This window comes from Rhizobium mesosinicum, assembly GCF_019511345.1.
Lineage (GTDB): Bacteria > Pseudomonadota > Alphaproteobacteria > Rhizobiales > Rhizobiaceae > Rhizobium > Rhizobium mesosinicum.
Genome location: NZ_JAEUAK010000003.1, coordinates 81409 through 96518, shown reverse-complemented (window position 1 = coordinate 96518; position 15110 = coordinate 81409). Strand labels below are relative to the sequence as shown.

The 15110-nt window shown below is 60.0% G+C and carries 13 protein-coding genes; 3 read left to right on the top strand and 10 right to left on the bottom strand.

Translation table 11 applies throughout. The features are described from left to right. Positions 1-76: 76 nt before the first annotated feature. The 8 genes from JNB85_RS08060 to JNB85_RS08025 are packed head-to-tail and all read right to left on the bottom strand — an operon-like array spanning position 77 to position 8131. Positions 77-484: a cupin domain-containing protein gene (locus tag JNB85_RS08060; protein WP_220333826.1), complete on the bottom strand. Its 408-nt coding sequence runs from the start codon at positions 482-484 to the stop codon at positions 77-79. Between the two features lie 28 nt (positions 485-512). After that, positions 513-1883: an NAD-dependent succinate-semialdehyde dehydrogenase gene (locus JNB85_RS08055; RefSeq protein ID WP_220333825.1), complete on the bottom strand. Its 1371-nt coding sequence runs from the start codon at positions 1881-1883 to the stop codon at positions 513-515. A 20-nt stretch (positions 1884-1903) separates the two neighbouring features. Continuing rightward, positions 1904-2710, bottom strand: coding sequence for a hydroxypyruvate isomerase family protein (locus JNB85_RS08050; RefSeq protein ID WP_220333824.1), 807 nt, complete (start codon positions 2708-2710; stop codon positions 1904-1906). Beyond that, entirely contained in the window at positions 2707-3789 is a 1083-nt protein-coding gene (locus JNB85_RS08045) for an Ldh family oxidoreductase (protein ID WP_220333823.1), read from the bottom strand. Before JNB85_RS08045 ends, JNB85_RS08050 begins: the two co-directional genes overlap by 4 nt. A gap of 20 nt (positions 3790-3809) precedes the next feature. Then, on the bottom strand, positions 3810-5132 hold the full coding sequence (locus tag JNB85_RS08040) for a CitMHS family transporter (protein WP_220333822.1): 1323 nt from the start codon (positions 5130-5132) through the stop codon (positions 3810-3812). Positions 5133-5151: 19 nt separating this feature from the next. Beyond that, entirely contained in the window at positions 5152-6678 is a 1527-nt protein-coding gene (locus JNB85_RS08035; RefSeq protein ID WP_220333821.1) for a tripartite tricarboxylate transporter permease, read from the bottom strand. Positions 6679-6680: 2 nt separating this feature from the next. Beyond that, positions 6681-7154 carry a tripartite tricarboxylate transporter TctB family protein gene (locus JNB85_RS08030; protein ID WP_220333820.1) on the bottom strand — a complete coding sequence of 158 codons (474 nt, stop codon included), beginning with the start codon at positions 7152-7154 and terminating at the stop codon, positions 6681-6683. Positions 7155-7177: 23 nt separating this feature from the next. Then, entirely contained in the window at positions 7178-8131 is a 954-nt protein-coding gene (locus tag JNB85_RS08025; RefSeq protein ID WP_220333819.1) for a Bug family tripartite tricarboxylate transporter substrate binding protein, read from the bottom strand. Between the two features lie 179 nt (positions 8132-8310). Between JNB85_RS08025 and JNB85_RS08020 the strand changes: the two genes are divergently transcribed. Next, a complete protein-coding gene (locus tag JNB85_RS08020) occupies positions 8311-9216 on the top strand; it encodes a GntR family transcriptional regulator (protein WP_220333818.1) in 906 nt (301 codons plus the stop codon). A 163-nt stretch (positions 9217-9379) separates the two neighbouring features. Here JNB85_RS08020 and JNB85_RS31225 read toward each other — a convergent pair whose 3' ends face one another. Then, positions 9380-9673 carry an Lrp/AsnC family transcriptional regulator gene (locus tag JNB85_RS31225; RefSeq protein ID WP_223216475.1) on the bottom strand — a complete coding sequence of 98 codons (294 nt, stop codon included), beginning with the start codon at positions 9671-9673 and terminating at the stop codon, positions 9380-9382. 125 nt (positions 9674-9798) lie between these two features. Then, positions 9799-10668 carry an alpha/beta fold hydrolase gene (locus tag JNB85_RS08010; protein ID WP_220333816.1) on the bottom strand — a complete coding sequence of 290 codons (870 nt, stop codon included), beginning with the start codon at positions 10666-10668 and terminating at the stop codon, positions 9799-9801. Positions 10669-10776: 108 nt separating this feature from the next. On the opposite strand from JNB85_RS08010, the gene JNB85_RS08005 reads away from it, so the two are divergent. Both JNB85_RS08005 and mgtA read left to right on the top strand, forming a co-directional pair. Further along, the gene (locus tag JNB85_RS08005; protein ID WP_220333815.1) at positions 10777-11673 is read left to right on the top strand and encodes a LysR family transcriptional regulator; all 897 of its coding nucleotides are present in this window, start codon (positions 10777-10779) and stop codon (positions 11671-11673) included. A gap of 801 nt (positions 11674-12474) precedes the next feature. Then, on the top strand, positions 12475-15057 hold the full coding sequence (gene mgtA / locus JNB85_RS08000) for a magnesium-translocating P-type ATPase (RefSeq protein WP_220333814.1): 2583 nt from the start codon (positions 12475-12477) through the stop codon (positions 15055-15057). Positions 15058-15110: the final 53 nt, after the last annotated feature.

Here is a 15110-nt window from a genome sequence, read left to right as displayed (position 1 = left end):
GCCGATCGTCCCATTTTCGAAGTTCACTTCCTCGCCCGATTTCACCGTGATCTCTGCAACTTCATGAATCACCGGTTCACTCGGGCTTCTGGATGTGCTCGGCGTCGATCGTGCGTTCTTCGCCAGTGGCGATCATCGTGCGCGTGGCATCGACGGATGCATAGGTCCAGAAGATGCGCATTGGCTTGTCCGTCGGGTTGATGAACCGATGGGGCACGTTAGCCGGGATCCATGTCGTGTCGTTGGTATCGAGCTGGTGCGGGACACCGTCGATCTCAGCGATTGCCTGGCCCTCGATGACCATAACGCTCTCTTCGCAATTGTGTTTGTGAAGGCCGATGGAAGCGCCGGGGTCGAAGGCAGTGATGCCATTGATCATGCTGGTGGAGCCGCACCTGCGGGTGACGAGCGGTGTCGTACGCGCGCCACCGCCGCGGTCGTTGGTCTTGAGCTCCTTGGGACGAAGGATTGCTGCTGCAGACATTGTCGTTTCCTTGTTCCTTGTGGCGCGGCTACTTGGCCGGACCGACCCAGACCGTCTTGATGTTCACGAATTCACGGATGCCGTATATGCCGAGCTCGCGGCCGTAGCCGGAGCGCTTGATGCCGCCGAACGGGTAGCGCGGATCGGAGGCCACCATTCCGTTGATGAAGACCGCGCCGGCGTCGATATCCCGAGCGAGCTTGCGGGCTCGCTCAATGTTCGTCGACCAGAGCGCGGAACCGAGACCGAACTCGGTCTGGTTGGCCAGACGGATGGCCTCGTCGGCATCCTTCACGCGGATGATCGCGGCGACCGGACCGAAAGTCTCCTCACAGAACGCGACCATGTCCGGCTTGACGTTGTCGAGAACGGTCGGTGGGTAGTAGAAGCCAGCGCCCTCGATCGGTTTGCCCCCAGTCTTGAGAACCGCGCCGGAGGCCAGCGTCCGCTCAACCTGGCTGTGAAGCCCGCTCATCAGGTTTTCACGAGCCATCGGTCCGATATTGGTGTCTCGCTCCATCGGATCCCCAATCTTTAGCTTAGCGACGCCTTCAAGAAAGAGCTCGACGAAGCGGTCGGCGACGCTTTCCTCGACAATAAAGCGCTTGGCGTTTACGCATGACTGGCCGACGTTGATGTAGCGAGCCTTGACGGCGACCTTCGCAGCTTCTTCGAGATCGGCGTCTGCGAGAACGATGAACGGGTCGGAGCCGCCGAGTTCGAGGACCTGCTTCTTCAGGGCCTTTCCAGCCTGCGCGGCAACTATGGCGCCGACTTCCGTCGATCCCGTCAGCGTGACGGCGGCGATGCGGTCATCTGCAATGATATCCGCAACCTTCGAGGCATCGATCATGAGGGTTGCGAACAGCCCATCCGGGCACCCAGCCTCCTTCATGATGTCCTGGATCGCGAGAGCGCATTCCGGCACGTTGTTGGCGTGCTTGAGGACAGCGCCATTGCCAGCTGCAAACGCCGGTGCGGCAAAGCGGAAGAACTGCCAGAACGGATAATTCCAAGGCATGATCGCCAGAACCACGCCAAGCGGATCGAACTCGACGACGCTCTCCGTTGCGTTGGAAGGCGCAGGCTCGTCTGCCAGATACCTTGCAGCGTGCTCGGCATAGAAGTCGCAGTTGTACGCGCACTTCTCGATCTCGCCCTCGGACTCCGCGATGGGCTTGCCCATCTCGCGGGTGATCATCTCCGCGTAACTGGATTTCCCGCTACGCAGTGCCTTGGCCATGTTCTTCAGCAGGCCGACGCGCTCTTCGATTGGAACCCTACGCCACGCTTTCTGCGCGTTGGCAGCGGCCGTCAGTGCGTTATCGACGAAGGCGTCGTCGTGCAGTTCGTATCGGGCAAGTTCCTTGCCGTTCGCCGGATTGACTGAAACGATCATCATCTTCTCCATTGCTTCTTTTATTGGATCACGCGTTGTCGGGACCGGGATTTCCAGCCTTTCAAAAATGCCGCGCTTTCGACGGTTGTGGTTGACGGCACGTATTCGAAGCCGATAGCGCCCTCAAATTGCTGTTCGGCCAGGACGTCAAGGACGCTGGCGAAGTTGATGTTTCCGGTTCCCGGTTCGTGGCGACCGGGGCAATCGGCGATATGGATGTGGCCAGTCCGGCCCGGGTTTGCACGAAGCCAGTCTGCGGCGTCCAATCCGTTCGCAGCAGCGTGGTAGGTGTCGACCAGAAGCGCGACACTATTAGTACCGAATACGTCCTGGATGCGCGCCGCCTCGGCGAGCGTCGAAACCGCATAGCCTGGGACAGCCGCATGACTTATGGCCTCGATAAGGACCTTCACGCCAGTGTTAGAGGTGCGCTCCACCGCGTAATGGACGTTTTCGGTATAGACGCCGATCCAGCGCGCAGCGTCATCGCCTTGGGGGACGCCTGCCATGGGGTGCACGAAGGGGGCACCGACTGTGACCGCATAATCGAGCGCCCGATTGAACCCGGCGCGGAAGTCTCCCTCACGTCCCGCTAGGGCGCCGAGGCCCTTCTCGCCCTTGGATGCATCACCCGCTCCGCCAGCAAGCTGCGCAAAAACGAGACCGTTGTCGGACAAGAGCTTGCGCATCTCCTTCGCATCGATGGTGAAAGGCTGTGGATGCTCGATAGCTGTAAACCCCGCCTTGGCCGCGGCCGCGATGCGCTCGGCGACCGGGAGTTCCGTGAACAGATATCCGATGTGGGCAGAGAACTTGTCCGATGTCATGCCGCAGCCCCGATCGGCGCACCGCGACCCTTCGGGAATGCCACACCGATACGTTCGCCCTCCTTGATAAGGTCCTCAACGACGTTGGAAGTGATCGGAACGCCTTCCTTGCGACGCTGCTGCTCGCGCCGCTCTTCGGGTTCACCGGGAAGCATGATTTCGTCAACGCCCGCAGCGCGCGGTAGCTTCTTGATGCGCTCGTAGAACTCGTCCATTCGCGCGTCGAAGTTCTCGAGCGACATGAAGAGATCGGGCTTGATCGCGAAGAACAGGTGACCAACGTTCTGGGGCTCGCTGTGGTCAAAATATAGGCTTTTCACTTCACCGCCGAAGTTGGCCCCGGTAAGCACGCCGGACATCAGGTCCATCAAAGTTGCGAGGACCGAACCCTTGACGCCGCCAAATGGCAGGCAAACGCCTGCGAAGGCTTTCCCGGCGTCCGTGGTTGGGTTGCCGTCGACGTCCAGCGCAAGACCTTCCGGGATCGGTTCTCCCTTCATTTCCGCAAGCCTGATCTTGCCGCGAGCGATAACGGTCATCGCCATGTCCATCACGTAGGGGGGGTATTTCCCGCCAGGAATACCAGCGGCAATCGGGCTCGCGCCAAGAAAGGTCGTCCGGCCGCCCCACATGGGGATTGCAGGCGACGAGTTGGTGAAGATCATGGTAATGAAGCCAGCCTCGATGGCCTGCAGCGCGTAGAGTGCTCCCATGCCGAAGTGCGTGCTGTGATGAACTCCAACAAGGCCAATGCCGTTCTTTGCGGCGAGCGCGACTGCCTCGTCAGTCGCCCGGTGCGATGCAATGAAACCCATACCGTTGTCGCCATCGACAAGGGAAACAGCACCTGCCACGTTCTTCACCGTCACGTTAGGGCGGGGGTTGACGAGGCCTTTCGAGAGACGTTCGACGTACATCGGGATGCGGGAAATCCCGTGAGAGTCGATCCCTCGCAGGTTCGCTTTGACGAGGTCATGGCCAATGACGCTGGCATCGTAGCGCGTCATTCCCGTATGCTCGAAGATTCGTGCGGCGAAGTCTGTAAGTTCGCCAGCCTCGAAATACTGTGTCTCAGTCATTTCCAAGAGTCCTTTGCGATTCAGAAGAGGGTTACGGCGCCCGTAAGGAGCGCGGCGAGGAGCATGAGGAATGCGAGGAGGACCGCCCATTTGATTGAGAACCGCTGGTGGTCGCCCAGTTCGACCTCCGCAAGCCCGATGAGGACGTATCCGGCGGCGACAAGCGGGCTGAGCTGGTGCAGCGGCTGGCCGATCAGCGAAGCCCGGGCGATGACCTCAGGGGCGATGCCATAGGCCCTGCCCGCCTCGGCGAGCACGGGGACGACACCGAAGTAGAACGCATCGTTGGAGAGGAAGAACGTGAACGGACCGCTGATGAGTGCCGTCATGACGGGAAGCAGGTTTCCATGGGCCGCTGGGATCAGCCAGACGATGCTCTGTGCGAGGGCCTCGGTCATTCCAGTGCCCTTGAGAATGCCCGTGAAGACGCCCGCGGCGAAGATCACCGACACGACGGCCATAGCGCTGCCGGAATGAGCAGCCAGCCGCTCGCGCTGTTCACTCAGCTTAGGGAAGTTCACGGTAATCGCGACTGCGAAGGCGAACATGAACAGGATCGCCAACGGAGCAATGTTGAGGACAAGCAGGACCATCAGCACTACGGTCAGTATAATGTTGAACGTCTGACGCCATGCCGGGACGTCGCGCTGTTCGCGCGGAGGAAGGATCCGATCTTCGTCAATCAGACTGCGTTCGGAGACCTTGGGCCCGGTGTAGACGAAATCGATTTTGCCAAGGCGCTTCCGTTCTTTGAGGCCGAGGTACCAGGCGATGCCGACGGTCACTACAAAGGCAACGGCGATTGCAGGAATGAGGGGCAGGAATACCTGGCCTGAATCCAGATGGAGAGCCGCCACCACGCGTGCGGTGGGTCCGCCCCACGGTGCGATGTTCATGATGCTGTTCGGAAGCATCGTGACCGCCGGGAGAATGAGCGGGTTGATTCCAAGCTTTCGGTGGAGCGGCAGCATCGCGGTGATGCAAAGCAGATAGGTGGTCGAGCCATCGCCATCGAGAGATATGATGGCCGACAGGAGAGTAGAGCCGACAATGACGCGGAGCGGGTCTCCATGGCAGAGGCGCACGACGAGACGCACAATCGGATCGAACAGACCAACGTCGATCATCAATCCGAAGTAGAGGATTGCGAACAGCAGCAGTACCCCTGTCGGGGCGATAGACTTGAGGCCGTCAATAATCATGTCCGGCAGACCGGGCAGGAAGCCTGCCGCGACCGCAAAGATCGCTGGCACCAGGATCAGTGCTATGAGCGCCGAGAGGGCGCGTGTCATGATTGCGGTCATGAAGACCGCAATCATTCCGTAAGCTAGTAAAGTAATCACACTTCAACTCCAGCCGAGGTCATCTCGGCTCGCTGGCAGCTTGGATTTCCGGCTGTATATCCTTCCCGATAACTGCCTTGCGAAGCAGGTATGGGACGGCGAGAAGGCCAATGGATACAGCGATGATAACACCCGACATGGGTGTGGATACGAGGGTGAGCGGGTCACCCTGTCCAATAGCAAGGGCACGGCGGAACTGGGTCTCGGCCATGGGACCCAAAATCAGTCCGATCAGCACGGGTGCAATCGGGAAGTCATAGACGCGCATGACGTAGCCGAGGCAACCGATCGAGAACATCAGGACAAGATCGAGCCACGAGTTCGACACTCCCCAGATCCCGACAAGCGAGAAGATGAGGATGCCTGCATAGAGGTATGGACGCGGGATCAGCAGCAGCCGCACCCAGAGACCTACCAGCGGCAGGTTCAGGATGAGGAGCATGATGTTGCCGACATAGAGAGACGCGATGAGTCCCCAAACGAGTTCGCCGCTGTTGATAAACAAAAGCGGACCTGGCTGCAGGCCGTAGTTCTGGAATGCAGCCAGAAGGATCGCCGCCGTCGCCGACGTCGGAAGCCCGAGCGTCAGAAGCGGAACGAGCACGCCCGCCGCAGCGGCATTGTTTGCGGCCTCCGGCCCAGCAACACCTTCGATGGCGCCATTGCCGAAGTCTTCCGGATGACGGGTAAGCTTCCGCTCGATCGTGTAGGACAGGAATGTTGGAATCTCGGCGCCGCCGGCCGGCAAGGCACCGATTGGGAACCCGAGCGCCGTACCGCGAATCCACGGTTTCCACGACCGCTTCCAGTCTTCGCGTGTCATCCACAGACCGCCCGAGATCGGGTTGAGATGTGGAGGTGCGAAGGCAAATCGGCTCGCGACATACAATGCCTCGCCGACGGCAAAGAGCGAGACCAGGACCACCGTCATGTCGACGCCGTCGAGCAGATCAGGAAGTCCGAATGCAAGCCGGGATACGCCCGTCTGGCCATCGATCCCGATGAGGCCGAGCGCCAGGCCGATGAAGAGCGCGATGAAGCCCCTCACCTTCGAGCTGCCCATGACGACCGAGACCGACATGAATGCCAGCACCATCAGGGCGAAGTAGTCCTGAGGCTTGAAGATGAATGCCAGTTCGGCAATCGGAGGCGCCAGGAACGTGATCCCGACCGTGGCAATTGTGCCAGCGACGAACGAGCCGATGGCGGCGGTTGCAAGCGCGGCGGCACCGCGCCCGTTCCTCGCCATCTTGTTTCCTTCGAGCGCGGTCATCATCGAGCCGCTCTCGCCGGGAGTGTTCAGCAGGATCGACGTCGTCGAGCCGCCGTACATGGCGCCATAGAAGATGCCCGCGAACATGATGAACGCGCCCGTCGGGTCGACGTTGACAGTGACGGGCAGCAGCAGTGCGATGGTGAGTGCCGGACCGATACCGGGAAGAACCCCGATCGCAGTTCCGAGGAAGGTCCCGATAAATGCCCACATAAGGTTATGTGGCTCAAGGGCGACGGCGAAGCCCTGGGCAAGTAAGTAGAAGGAGTTCATGGTCAGAGCCCCGCTATCGGCAGCAGCCCGCCGAGCGGAACGCCCAGCAGCCGGAAGCCGTACCAGCAAACAAGGGAGAAGACTGCCCCAACGACAGTGTTGAACACATACCGGTGGGATTGGAATGCGCGCGCGGTAAGCACAAAGCTTGCCGTTGCGGTGATGACGAAGCCGAGCGTCGTCATAGTCAGGATTGGGAGCCCTGCACCAGCAGTTGCCAGCGCAAGAGCGCTGCGCGAGGGAGGAACGTCATTCGCGACGTCCTCCGCATCCTGCGGATCGAAATTCTGTCCGCGATAGATCTGAAATGCGAGGATCGCACCAAAGATCATCAGCCCCCCGCCGACAAGGGTCACGGTGAAACCCGGACCAAGTTCGGCGTACTGAGCGAATTGGGGTAAGAGCGAAGCCTGGTAGAACCAGACGAGGCCGAAGGCGATAACGCCTGCGGCTATCCAGTAAGGACGTTCGGCCATTTTCATCGTCTCCGGCCCTTGGACTATTTCGTCAGGCCGACGTCTTTAAGCGTCGCGGTCTGGTTGGCTACTTCGTTGTCGAGAAACTTCACGAAGTCATCGCCGGAGAGATACGCGTCTTCCCAGTTCTGCTTTTTGAGCGTCGCCTTCCAAGTTTCCGTCTCATGCATCTTGGCGAACCGATCGAGCCAGATCTTCTTGGCGTCGGCACTCATTCCCGGAGCCCCCACGATTCCGCGCCAGTTGCCAATGACGACGGGATAGCCGGCCTCGGTGAGACTCGGTGCATCAATCCCCGCGACACGCTCCTTGGATGTGACGGCGATGATGCGGATACGACCAGCTTCGGCAAGCGAGCGGAACTCCGAGAGGCCGGATATGGCAGCCTTGGTGCTGCCCCCGGCAAGAGCCGTCACCACTTCGGCGCCGCCCGCATAGGGAATGTAGTTCAGCTTCGATGCTTCAAGACCATTAGCCTTGGCCAGAAGCGCCATCGCGATATGATCGACGCCACCTGCAGAACCCCCGCCGATAGCGACGCCTCCGAGGTTCTCCTTCATCTTGGCAACAAGATCATTGATCGTCTTGATGTCTGAGTTGGCAGGGACCGCGATCGCCCCGGTGTCATTCGTCAGGCGAACCAGTGGCGTTACATCCTTCAGCGTAACGGGAGAATTGTTCAGGACGATACCGCCGATGAGGATCGCGCCCATTGACATAACCGCGTTGTCATTGCCCTTCGACGTATTGACGAATTCGGCTAGTCCGATCGCGCCACCTGCGCCGCCGCGGTTCGTGAACTGTGCGCCGTCGGTGAAAATGCCTTCCTTGCGCATTGCCTCGAACGGCAGGCGCGCCATCGCATCGTACCCCCCACCGGCGCTTCCCGGCGCCATGACTACTGCGGGATCGGCCAATGCCGGTGCGGAAAAAATCGCAAGCCAGATCGCTGCGCCGAAGGCGCTCTTAAAGTTCATTGGGTTCCTCCCCTTGAGCTGACGAAGAGTGCGGGACCTTTCCCGCCTCGATCAACAATATCGCCTCCTTGCGATAATTGTCATAAATATTCATTTACGACAATCTGGCGAGATTGGCAAGTGGCTGGCGCTGGTGGGGCGGACTGTTATATGAGGAAATGGCTTAGCGGGGATGATATATGGCAAATCAGCTTCATAAGGCGTTAGCCGCCAAAATCTTGAAACATATCCGGACGAGGGGATACACGCCAGGCCATCACCTGACAGAGGCCTCGCTGTCAGAAGTTCTCGGGACCTCTCGCGGGCCTATTCGTGCAGCCCTGCTGCATCTGACATCGCACGGCTACGTCCAACAGGTTCCCAACCGCGGCTATTTCCTAAGAAGCGTTGCGCCGGAGCCTGCCACTCCGGCTGCAGAGCAGGATGCCTCCAGCGACGATGAAGTACTTTATCTGTCCATAGCAGACGACAGGCTAGTCGGTGAGATTCCGGAAACGGTGTCCGAGCCCGATCTCATGCGCCGATACAATATTTCGCGTCCAAGACTTCGACGGATACTGACAAGGATAGCAGCTGAAGGATGGATTGAACGCCGCGAAGGGCGTGGATGGTCGTTCAGTCAGCTCATTGACTCGGTCGATGCCTACCGCGAAAGCTATGAACTGCGACAAATGCTTGAGCCAGCCGGTCTTGTGAGCGACGCCTTCAAGATCGACCGGCTGATCATGGACCGTCTACGGCAGCAGCAGATGATGGTTTGCGATGGCGGCTGGAAATCCCTCACTCAGATCGAGCTTTTCGAGATCAACGCCCAGTTCCACGAAGGACTAGCCGCGATGTCGGGTAACCGTTTCCTCGTTAGCACGATCGAGCGCCAGAACCAGCTTCGACGTCTGGTCGAATATCGTCAGACCTTGAACCGTGAGCAGGTTCGAGGCCAGAATGAAGAGCATCTCCGTATTCTTGATGTTCTGGATAAGGGCCAGCGATATGAAGCGTCGCGCCTTCTCTCCAATCACCTCGGCGAGGCAAAGAACCGCAAGGCACGCGCTGCCATTTTTGAAGCATCTCCGAAAACCGAATGACCTAAAGTTGTTCTACATAATCATATATGACAAATCATTGGCTCTGCTTAAATGATCTGCTAGCGGATGATGTTCGGCAACCACGCTAGACTACCTCTCGTCGTCTTCCTGTATATCCCGGACCTCAAAACTGCGCTAAACCTCGATCGGGCCTGGTCCTCGCTCAAGACAGGTGGAAAGCGCTCAAGCAGGCCTCGAGACTTTGCGTATCGCGCGTTCTTATCTTGAGCAGCATGGCGCTCTCGCCAGTGACAGTGTGGATTTCTTCGACATCCACAAAATCTCGTAGGAGGAGGGGTTGGCGCGTTACGGCCCAGCTTGTGGTTTCGACATGCACGAAAGCGAGCAGTGGTCGCCCCAGCTTGGCACCGTCCAGCTTCGCCACCGTTGCCCGAATAAATCCGTCACGCCGCAACCGCTTGATGCGCTCATGCACGGCCGGTGCAGATAGGTTCAGCTGTCCTTCTGCGAAAGTGGGGTGTCGATCGCGGTAAGCCGTTCCCCCAGGCTTTTAAGGGCCGCCGAACTTTCCTCCTGCGCCTTCACCCCCCGGTTACCAGTTCGCGCAGGCTGGTCTCACTTTTATCGTAACGGCGCGATGCACTGCCTTCGATATTGCCGACGTTCACCGCTATCGAAAGAGGTCGCGACGTCTTCCGGACCTGGGGCGCCCTCTGCCCGACCGGCCAAAAAGGTATCGATCCTGGAAGCGATTTCCTTGGGGGCTTCCAAGGGAGAGAGATGGCCGACCCCAGGGATGACGGTCAGCTGCGCGCGGGGCAGAGACGGAACGACGACGGTTTCAAGCAGCTCGATGCTGTCGACCTTGTCTTTCTCGCCACCGATGACGAGAACCGGAACGTTGATACATTCCAGGTCCGCGCTGACGTCTTCCGCGATCGCGGCTGCGGGCCAGTACTCCTTCGCGACCATGGCACCGCCCACGCTATCCTCGATCACCTGTTGGCGCAGTGCCCTCGAAAGCGGAAGCTCCGCTAGAACGTTGTCGATCGTCCATGCCGTTGACTCCGCGGCCACGTAGGCTGCTTTCATGCCTTCGCGAATGTCTTCAGGCAGCGACTTACCCTGGGCCGGCGACGGTGCGACGAGCACAAGCCCGGTCAGCCCGGCAGGCTGCCGGGATGCAAGAAGCTGAGCGACCTTCCCGCCCATCGAGTGGCCGACCAGGACGTAGTCCTTCAATTCCAGCGCGGCGATTGTGGCCTCGACGTCGTCTGCCATGGTGACAATGTCATAGCCGCTAGCGGGGCGATCCGACTTCCCCCAGCCGCGGGCATCGAAGGCGACCGAGCGAACCTCGGACTTCAGGGCCTCGATCACGCTGTCCCAGGTGCGGGAGGTCCCTCCCCAGTAGTGAAGGAATACCAGCGCCTGATCGCCTACGCCGCGATCTTCGAAATGGATGTCGATACCGTTTGCCTTGATATTCATCGTTCGTCTCTTTCGTTGTCTATCACGATGGCATCCATGTAGTTCATTCCCCCTGGAACGATAATCTGATAATTGGTTCATATACTCGATAACCGGAGGATCGAATTGATGGACCGTTTTGTCGGACTTTCGGTCTTTGTCGCCGCCGTTAACAACGGCAGTTTGGCCGCCGCTGCGCGAGCACATGGCATCACTCCCGCGATGGCCGGCAAGCATGTGGCCGCAATCGAAGCTGAGCTCGGCGTGCGTCTCCTGCAGCGAACGACAAGAAAGCTGCACCTCACTGACATCGGTCTGGACTACTACCAGCGGAGCAGCCTCATCCTCGACGCTCTCAATGAAGCCAATCGTAGCGCCTCGCAGCAGCAGGATCAGCCACATGGCACGCTGAGAGTTTCAGCGCCGACCACGTTCGGCGCTCTTCATCTGGGCCAGCCAGTCGCCGAATACATGAGGCTCTATCCGAACGTGTCTGTCGAGATGAGTCTGGAGGATCGCTACGTCGATCTGATCGAAGGAGGATTCGACATGGCGATCCGCATAGGCACCTTGCCCGATTCAAGCCTGATCTCCCGTAGGCTTGGAGAAAGCGGAATGGTAGCCTGTGCCGCTCCTTCCTACCTCAACAAGCATGGTAGACCCAGCCATCCGGCGGAGCTGCGGCGATACGACCGCCTCGCCTTCAGCAAGGCGACGTCCGGAGGTGACTGGAGTTTCACTGATAGGAAGGGCAAAACGGTAACGGTGTCCGGCCCGACCCGTCTGAAGGCAGATAATATGCAGATGTTGCTGGCAGCAGCACTGGATGGCGGCGGCATCGTGTATGGGCCCACCTTCGTTCTCGCAGAACACGTCGCCAGTGGCGCGCTCGAGCAGGTCCTACCCGACTACAACACGGAAAGTCTGAGCATCCATGCCCTTTACCCGAGCCCTCGTATGCTCGGTACGAAAGTAAGGTGCTTCGTCGATATACTCGAGGCGAGATTCGGCAAGGCGTCGCTGTAGCTTCAATAACCTCGCAGATCAGCGCCGACGGGGCGCGAAGACGAGGGCCTGCGAGCAGCTGATCGCATGGTTGATAACTCACGGGGTCGGCGGGCCTTTTGCACTCCCGGGGTAGTAAAGCATGTATCTTTCGTCGGCGGGACACCAGTCGCTAAGGAAGATCACCAGGCTGAGCACATCCAGATGCCGTCTAGCTACGTCCTTAAGGACATAGGCAATCCCAAGCCCTTGCGTCGCGGCTCAATCATCAACGTCATGCGATCAAGAGTCAGAAAACCGTCGACGTCCACGACTACCTTTTCTCCGTGTCTCTCAAATTCCCAGGCATGCGGCGCGTGCCGATCTATTGCTGATGAAAGTATTGTGAACGGATGGATACCCATGCCGCACCCTGCCACCGGCGGGACCCCCTCGAAGGATATCAGATTCTGCTGATCACATCGGGAAACAAGGCGTTGGGTCATTCCGTAGGGCGACCTCATGAAGGGCAAGAGTCCGCGGCAGGGCTGCGCACGACCACGCGCCAGCTCGTGAGCGCGATCAATAGGCTGGATCTGGAGATCCAGCGACGACTGCTCGGTTCGCTGGGAGAACTCGACGGTACCCGCCGTTTCCAGGGAGACCCCTCACGGCACGTCCCGAACCCGCCTTCGTGTTGTCGGGGCCGATAAATGCCGCAGCACCCACAAGTGACATGGCAAGGTCAAAATACCGAACGATCCGTGATCGAAGAATTGACGCGGGTCAATGTCGCAAGCTGTGCGCGGGGCAAGCTCTCCCGGCGATCCAGGGAGCGGCGACATGGACAATTCGGCTGATTCCGGCACCACCTATGTCGACAGGAGCACAGGCAATCAGCGCCCTTACTGGGCGCTGCCGCTGCCGGAGCTTCTGCGAGAACTCAAATCGAAGCCCTCCGGCCTCACATCGGCGGAAGCGAAAGCGCGGCTGCAGGTATATGGAGCGAATACCGTCGATGCCGCCGGCGACGCGGGTGCGTTCCGCACGCTGCTCAAGCAATTCGTCAGTCCGCTCGTCCTCACCCTGATCTTTGCCGCCATCGTCGCGGCAAGCGTCGGGGAACTGCATGATGCACTGATCATCGGCTGCATCGTCCTCGCAAGCTGCCTGCTCGGATTCACCCAGGAATATGGGGCAAGCCGTGCCGTCGAATCCCTGCGGAAAAGCATATCGCTGTCGGCGGCCGTGCTGCGCGACGGCACTGAACGGGCAGTCCCGGCCGCAGCGGTCGTGCCGGGCGACGTTATCCGTCTTTCGGCGGGCAGCCTCGTGCCGGCGGATGCGGTGATCCTGTCGTCTCGGGATCTGAATGTCAGCGAGGCAGCGCTGACCGGCGAGACCTTTCCGGTCGGCAAGGCTCCCGGCATCTCGCCGCCGGAAGCCCAGATCGGCAACCGCCTCAACTGCATCTTTACCGGCACCTCCGTGCGGAGCGGTACGGCGACCGCCCTCGTCGTCGCCACCGCGGGCAAAACCGAATTCGCGACAATCGCCCACGCGGTAACCCGTCAGCTGCCAGAGACGGAATTCTCCCGCGGCATCCGCCGCTTCGGCTATTTGATGACACAGATCATGCTGGCAATCGTCCTCGTCGTCTTCGTCGCCAATCTCCTGCTGCTTCGACCACTGATCGACTCGCTGCTGTTTTCGTTGGCGCTCGCCGTCGGCCTGACACCGGAGCTGCTGCCGGCGATCATCAGTGTCACGCTGGCGCGAGGCGCCCGGGTGATGGCCAGGGAAGGCGTCATCATCCGCCGCCTGGAGGCGATGGAAAATCTCGGCAGCATGGACCTGCTTTGCACCGACAAGACCGGGACGCTGACGGAAGGCGTCATCCAGCTCAACAGCTGCGTCGACATAGTCGGAGAGGCATCCGTCCGGGTGCGCCTGCTCGCATCCCTCAATGCAAGCCTGCAGACCGGCCTGAAAAACCCGCTCGACGATGCGATCCTTGCATCGGGCAGTGCTCCGGAGGAGATGGCGCACTATCGCAAGGTGGACGAAATTCCCTACGACTTTGCCCGCAAGCGACTTTCTGTCGTCATCGGAGGAGAAGACGGGACTGACCTCATCTGCAAGGGCGCCGTCGCCAATGTCCTTGCCGCCTGTGCGTCGGCCAAGGCTGGCGCGACGACACGGCCGCTTGACGCACCGTTGCACGATGCCATCGAGAAACGCTACCGAAAATGGAGCGAGGACGGCATCCGGGTGATCGCCATCGCTACACGCCGGTTCCCGCCGGAAAAAACGAGGTTCGGCAAGCACGACGAGGCCGGGCTTTGCCTGGAGGGTTTCCTGCTGTTCCTCGATCCGCCGAAAGCCGGCGTGAAGGAGGCTCTTGCGGGCCTGAAACACCGCGGCATCCATATCAAGGTCATTTCCGGCGACAATCGTTACGTCGTCCGGCATCTGGCTGAAACCATCGGCCTGAAATCGACCCATCTCCTGAGCGGCAGCGAGATTGCCGCCATGAGCACTGACGCGCTTTTTGCCCGGGCGCAGAAGACCGATCTCTTCGTCGAGATCGATCCCAATCAGAAGGAGCGGATCATCAAGGCCCTGCGCCGCGCCCGCCACGTGGTCGGCTATCTCGGCGACGGCATCAACGATGCGCCGGCGCTGCACGAGGCCGATATCGGCATTTCCGTCGACAGCGCCGTCGATGTCGCCCGTGAGGCGGCCGATATCGTGCTCTTGCGCCGTGACCTCGACGTGCTGGCGCGCGGTATCGACGACGGCCGCCGGACCTTCGCCAATACGCTGAAATATATCTCGATTGCCACCAGCGCCAATTTCGGCAACATGATCAGCATGGCGGTCGCCTCGCTTTTCCTGCCCTTCCTGCCGCTGCTCGCCAAGCAGATCCTGCTCAACAATCTTCTGGCCGACGTGCCCTCCATGGCAATTGCAACGGACCGCGTCGAACACGCCGACGTGCTGCGCCCAAGGCGATGGAATATCGCCGCTATCGAGCGCTTCATGCTCTGCTTCGGCCCGATCAGCTCACTCTTCGATTTCCTGACCTTCGGTTTCCTGATGTTCCTCATCGGGGCGACCGTCGATCAGTTTCGCACCGGCTGGTTCGTGGAATCGCTGGTCACGCAACTTGCAACCATGCTGATCGTGCGCACCGCCGCCGCAAGCTGGAAGAGCCGGCCGAGCCGGCTGCTCTTCGGAACGACGATGCTCATCGGCATTGTCGCCATTGCGCTGCCCTATCTGCCATTTGCCGGCACTTTCGGGTTCGTACCCCTTCCGCTGCCCCTGCTTGGCGGCCTGCTCGGCATTTCGTTGGTCTTTGCCGTCACCCTCGAAATTGCCAAGCGCCTGTTCTTTCACCGGAGCAATGGCAAACATGCCTGACCGCGGGGGGGCCGCTGGTCATAGTTCACCAACGGCGTGAAGCCGACCCCTGC

Coding starts and splice junctions, on each gene's coding strand:
- JNB85_RS08005 (WP_220333815.1), top strand. CDS start 10,777: ATGGACCGTTTTGTCGGACTTTCGGTCTTTGTCGCCGCCGTTAACAAC.
- JNB85_RS08050 (WP_220333824.1), bottom strand. CDS start 2,710: ATGACATCGGACAAGTTCTCTGCCCACATCGGATATCTGTTCACGGAA.
- JNB85_RS08030 (WP_220333820.1), bottom strand. CDS start 7,154: ATGGCCGAACGTCCTTACTGGATAGCCGCAGGCGTTATCGCCTTCGGC.
- JNB85_RS08025 (WP_220333819.1), bottom strand. CDS start 8,131: ATGAACTTTAAGAGCGCCTTCGGCGCAGCGATCTGGCTTGCGATTTTT.
- JNB85_RS08060 (WP_220333826.1), bottom strand. CDS start 484: ATGTCTGCAGCAGCAATCCTTCGTCCCAAGGAGCTCAAGACCAACGAC.
- JNB85_RS08010 (WP_220333816.1), bottom strand. CDS start 10,668: ATGAATATCAAGGCAAACGGTATCGACATCCATTTCGAAGATCGCGGC.
- JNB85_RS08055 (WP_220333825.1), bottom strand. CDS start 1,883: ATGATCGTTTCAGTCAATCCGGCGAACGGCAAGGAACTTGCCCGATAC.
- JNB85_RS08045 (WP_220333823.1), bottom strand. CDS start 3,789: ATGACTGAGACACAGTATTTCGAGGCTGGCGAACTTACAGACTTCGCC.
- mgtA (WP_220333814.1), top strand. CDS start 12,475: ATGGACAATTCGGCTGATTCCGGCACCACCTATGTCGACAGGAGCACA.
- JNB85_RS08035 (WP_220333821.1), bottom strand. CDS start 6,678: ATGAACTCCTTCTACTTACTTGCCCAGGGCTTCGCCGTCGCCCTTGAG.
- JNB85_RS08020 (WP_220333818.1), top strand. CDS start 8,311: ATGGCAAATCAGCTTCATAAGGCGTTAGCCGCCAAAATCTTGAAACAT.